Genomic DNA, 748 nt, shown 5'->3' on the forward strand with positions numbered 1-748 from the left:
CCTTGCTAAAGCTTATGATCAATTGGGATACCAATCGGAATCAGCGCCTTGGCGAGATAATTATCTTACGGGGGCTTATGAGCTGAGACATGGTGGCNCGGATAAAGGCGTTGATGTGGCAATGATGGAGGGGGTTCTGAGAGAGGCACCTCTTGAGAACTTCTTTATATCAATGGCTGCCCGTTTAATTGGCCCGGAAGCTTTTGATAGCCATCATAAGATCAATATCACCTTCACTGACAGGCAGGTAAATTTCTATTTGTGGATTGAAAATGCCGTTCTGCATTTTGAACAAATTGAACCTGTCAGTGATGCGGATGCCACACTTAAGGTGACTCATGAGTTATTTCTCAAAATGGCCACTGATCAGGCTGGGATCAAAGAAACCCTGTTCTCGGATGATTTGACGGTGGAGGGTAGTAAGCTGGATTTAGTGAGTTTCTTCAGGTTGTTTGAGAAGCCGAGAGGTGTCTTTAATATCATTGAGCCTTAAGGAACTTACTTCTAGGTTCCCTAGAATAAGGCCATTTGATTATCTATTAGGCGATCAAAGTCCATCCCGATAAAGGGCAGAATGCCTTCCGCGATGGGCTTTAGCTGTTTCTCAATGTAGTGTTGGTAATCAATGTCTGATTCAAGATAGTCCAAAGGCTCAGGCACGTTCAGGGTGATGATATAGTTGATCCAGCCTTTGTGTTGATACTGTAGTGGCTTGCCAAGCGCTTTGTTCTTTTCGTCGGCTATTTTG

Annotated in this window: 1 protein-coding gene and 1 pseudogene; one reads left to right on the forward strand and one right to left on the reverse strand. The window is 44.2% G+C overall.

All coding sequences use genetic code 11. The annotated features are described in order from the left end of the window. A partial coding sequence (locus tag A3735_RS01510) for an alkyl sulfatase C-terminal domain-containing protein (protein ID WP_197485582.1) occupies window positions 1-493 on the forward strand: 493 nt, incomplete at its 5' end. 20 nt (window positions 494-513) lie between these two features. On the opposite strand, the pseudogene A3735_RS30070 reads toward A3735_RS01510, so the two are convergent. Continuing rightward, window positions 514-748: pseudogene (locus tag A3735_RS30070) on the reverse strand (DNA polymerase II); the annotation flags it as partial.

Source organism: Oleiphilus sp. HI0061, from assembly GCF_001635675.1.